This is a genomic window from Polaromonas sp. P3_C2 (assembly GCF_056402675.1).
The window spans coordinates 1-4,155 of sequence record NZ_JBFUGX010000372.1 but is presented as its reverse complement, the minus strand read 5'-3'; the positions used below and the strand labels follow the sequence as shown (position 1 = coordinate 4,155).

Annotated in this window: 2 pseudogenes; both read right to left on the bottom strand. The window is 64.5% G+C overall.

Features of this window, described 5'->3' with window-relative positions:
- Positions 1-555: pseudogene (locus AC1DWI_RS15265) on the bottom strand (hypothetical protein); the annotation flags it as partial.
- Positions 552-4,155, bottom strand: a pseudogene (locus AC1DWI_RS15260) (hypothetical protein); the annotation flags it as partial. The pseudogenes AC1DWI_RS15265 and AC1DWI_RS15260, both read right to left, overlap by 4 nt.

The following is a 4,155-nucleotide window of genomic DNA, read 5'->3' as shown; positions in this document are numbered from 1 at the left end:
CTGCCCGCCGCCACCGCCGCCGGCGATGATCAGCCTGGCATTGGCGGCCGTGGCCACCACGCTGGCGGCACCGCCGCCGGCACCGCCGCCGGACCAGCCGCTGCAGCCGGCCTGGCCACCGGAGCCGCCGGCCCAGCCCGGAGCACCGCCCGCAAGGCCGCCCGCGCCCGCCGCGTTGGCGCAGGTAAAAGCACCTTGCGATGTGTTGCCGGGCCGGCCACCCTGTCCGACGGCCACGTTGAGCACGGTGCCCGGGGCGATGTAATACGTGCCCGTGGCTCGCGCACCCGCGCCGCCAGCGCCGCCGTCACCGCTCAAGTCATTGCCGCCGCTGCCACCACCCGCGCCGTTGGCCTGGATGATCACGCCGCCCGCGCCCGCCGGCACGGTATAGGTCTGCAGGGCGCCCGTGTAATTGAAAGTTGTCTGTGCCATCGCGCCAGTCGCGGCCAGCAGCATGACGGCCACGGCCCATACCAGGCGCGCCCACTTGCTTGCCGGTGAGGATCGGCGGGGCGCATACGAGGAAAGGCCTGGACACTGAAAAAACATCATGATTTGGGGCCCGCCGTGTTGGAAGGTGAGGCAGTGGCCGCGCCAGCCGGTTCAAACACATTCTCGTCAAACTTGAAGCGTACACGCAGGTAGACACCACGCTGGGTGTAGGCCTCGCCCGCCAGGTCAGCGGCCCGGAAGCCCTTGATGTTGTAGCCCAGTGACACCCACATGTTTTTCCAGGCCAGATAGCCGACTTCCACGCCCACCGCGGTCTCCGCGGCGCCGTTACCCCACATGCGGTAGGCCTGCAGGCTGACGTCCCAGCGCTCGGTAAGGTCCCAGGTGGAACGGCCGCCAATCAACTGGGTAAAGGAGCGGCTGCTGATGCCGTTGGACTTGTCGCGGCCCCATTTGGCGGCATAGCGTGCGCTCGTCACCCAGCTGCGGCTGGGCTGGATATTGAGGTGGGTGGAAAGAATCAGCCCGGACTCATCGCGGCTGACGCCTGGGCCCAGGGTGCTGTCCGAATCCTTTTTGTATTCGATGCGACCCAGCGCATTCCACACGTCGGTGCTTACCGGGCGATAGGCCACACCGGACTGCGCCGTGATCAGTTCACGCTTGCCGCCCGTGGCGCCGAGGTTGGTCTGCTCGCTGTAGAGCGCGCGGTTGAGCAGGGTCCAGCTGTCGTCCAGCTTGTTGGCCAGCGCGCCCGTCAACAGCCAGCCGCTCGAAGTGGCCGATGTCTGCCACTGTACCTGGCCGGACGCCTTCCAGGTGGCCGCGGCCGTGTAGTCGGCTCCGATGGTGACGGCGCTAGAGTCGTCGATGGTCACACCCGACAACGGCTTAATGCGTTGCAAGCTGGCTGTCAGGCCGACGCCATTGTCCAGGCGCCAGAGCCTGCGCAGTCCGACCGCAGCCTCGCTGCTGCGGCCGTTGATGCTGTCGCCCATGCGGTATTCATTGAACAGCTGCGTGCTGTCCGGCAGTTCCGTATTGAGGCCGGCAACGGTGGTGTATTGCGAAGTCGACGCATTGAGCGTGTAAATGCTTTTCAGGCTATTGATGAAGTCGTGGCGCGCATACAGGCGCGTTGTGGAATTAATGGCATAGTTGCCGCCGACGCCGACCTCCCGGCCGCCGCTGCCGTCGATCGCGTATTCGGCCAGGCCGTAGACGTCGGCTTGGGGCACATCCGGAACCGGCACCGTCACCTTGACCCGCGCCGTGGTGTAACCCACCTCCTCGGACGAGCCTGAAGCCAGCGCCGTGGCGGAAGGCGTCACCGGAACGGTACTGCCAGGCAAGGCCGGACCGGAAAGCGCAGCGGCGGTGTTGGCGCTGCTGTAGCGCACGCCAACTTCCACCTTCACATTTCCGGGCAGGCTGTGTTCGAGCTTCAGGTCCGCGCCGGTTTGTGCCGCGCCTGTCACGCTGTTGGCAGTGCGCAGCGCTTCAGCGACAAGCCTGTTCTTGTCATCTACGGCGTAACCGATTTTTGCGCCGTATTCAGACTGGCCGGCCGACTGCACGCTGTTGGGGTTGTAAAAACCCGCACTGGTGCGCGCACCCCAGACGCGCGCCTGCAGCGCCTGGTCGTCATGACGGACTTCCACGCGCTGGCCTGAGCCGTTGCCCTGCAAGTCTGTACTGCTGCGGGCGATTTCACCGGTGGCCACGGTTTTTTCGCCCAGCTTCGCCGTCACGTTCAGTCCGCTGAGGTTCTGGCGATTGGCGGGGTCGGTGTCCTGCACCGCCGTCGCGCCGAGCGATATACCCGGAAGGACTTCCAGGCGCGCATCGGCGCCGGCGACCGTATGCTTGGGGCCGCCCGAGTCCACCGAATAGCTGACCCGCACGAAGATCGGATTCAGGTCGGTGTCCACGCTCGGAACCGGAGTCTTGAGCAGAAGCTGACCGCTGAAAGGTTCGATTTCGTAGTCGGTGAACTGCGCCAGCGGTGTGTCATTGATGATGACTGATGCCTGGCTGCGGCTTCGCGTGAGGATGTCGACTTGCTGGCTGTTGACCACACCGTTGATGTTGAGCCGGAACGGCCCGGAAGTGCCATTGGCGCGGAATTCCTGCACCAGTTGCGTCGTCGCCGTGCGGCTTGCAAAACCTTCCACGGTCACTGCGCCTTCCTGGTAACGGCCCTTGACACCGTTCAGGGCGCGCGAGTATTGCGTGAGCTGACGTGCGGCGTTGTCGCTCTGGGTTGAATAGTCGCCCAGCAGTGCGTAGTTGGTGCCGTTTTGCAGCATCACGTAGAGCTTGCCGGTGGACTGGGCGTCAAAGCCACGCGCCGACGAATCGCCATACACCGGGTAAAACTGGTTGGGCTGGATATCGCGGAACAGCGCCGTATCGGAAGGCTTGTCGGAATCGTAGGCCAGCGTCAGCAGTGAAGAACCGAGCACCTTGCCTTTGAGGAACAGCGCAGTCCGCGCAGCCGCTTCGCCCTTGCCACCCGCAAAGCTGCGCGACGTGCTCCGGATCTGCCGTTCAAAAACATCGCCGCTTTGCGCGGGTTGCAATGCGGAAGGATTGAGGCTGCGCAGGTTGAGCGTGCCCTCCACAATACCGGCCGCAATCATGGGCCGCAGGTTGGGCATGAACTCGATGGCCGCCACAGACTTGACGGTGCCGCTGGCAATACCAAGCTCCGCCTTTCCGGGCTGGGCGGGTGGCAACAACAAAAAGCGGCCCTCACCACCTTCAACAAAGACCTGCGTGCCGGGCTGGCGTGCATCCAGGTCGGGAGTCTGCCACTGGCCAAGGCTTGCCTGCAGCGTCACTTGGGTTCGCACGGCCACCGGCAGGCCTTGCGCATCGCGCAGCGAAATGGTGACAGGAACGGCAGTCGCACCGTCAGCAATCAGCTGCGCAGGCGCGCCAACTTCGATCTTTGCCAGGGCACCGGGAACCAGGATCGTGACTTGCGCCGTTCCGCGTGCATTGCCAAAACCGTCTACAGCGCGCACACCCAGCGTATTGCGGCCGGGCCGGAGGTCAACACCGATGTATTCCCAGGCGACGACGCGGTTCTTCTCAAGGCTGCTCTTCTTGCCTACCTGTGTGGCGGGTACCAGTTGCCCATTGAGGGTGACCTCAAACGTGGCGCCTAGCGGGCCTTTCACCCGGACGCGGGTCTGGGCTGAAGGCAACACCTGCTCGTTGACCAGCCCGACAAAACCAGTTTCACCATTGAGCTCCGGCAGGAGCTCTTCCAGTGGAACAACTGCCTGTAGCGATTCGGCACCGGAAACCGCCGAAGGTTGCGCGGCCTCCGACACAACCTCCAAAGGCGYGTAAATAGGTTTTGGCAACCCCTGGGCGTTAGGCGCATAAGGTCCGCCCGGATCGCCCACGGCGCCGAGAGTGCCCGGTAGCGGCGCCGCCGAACCTGCGGGGGTATTGTTTTTCTGTGCTCCGGGCAGACCGAGCGCGCCGCTGGAGGGAAGCGTCCGGCTGTCCACCGTCGCTGCGCCGCGGTTGGCCTGCAGCAACAGGCCTGCGGCCTGGGCGATCTCCGAAGAATTGCCTAACGCTTTGCGGCGCAGAGCGATCTGCTCCTGAATGGCGGCCGTGCACTCGGCGATGGCAAAGTCAGCTTTGTGGAGCTMGCCATTGGTCAGGTCCACAAAACGGCTG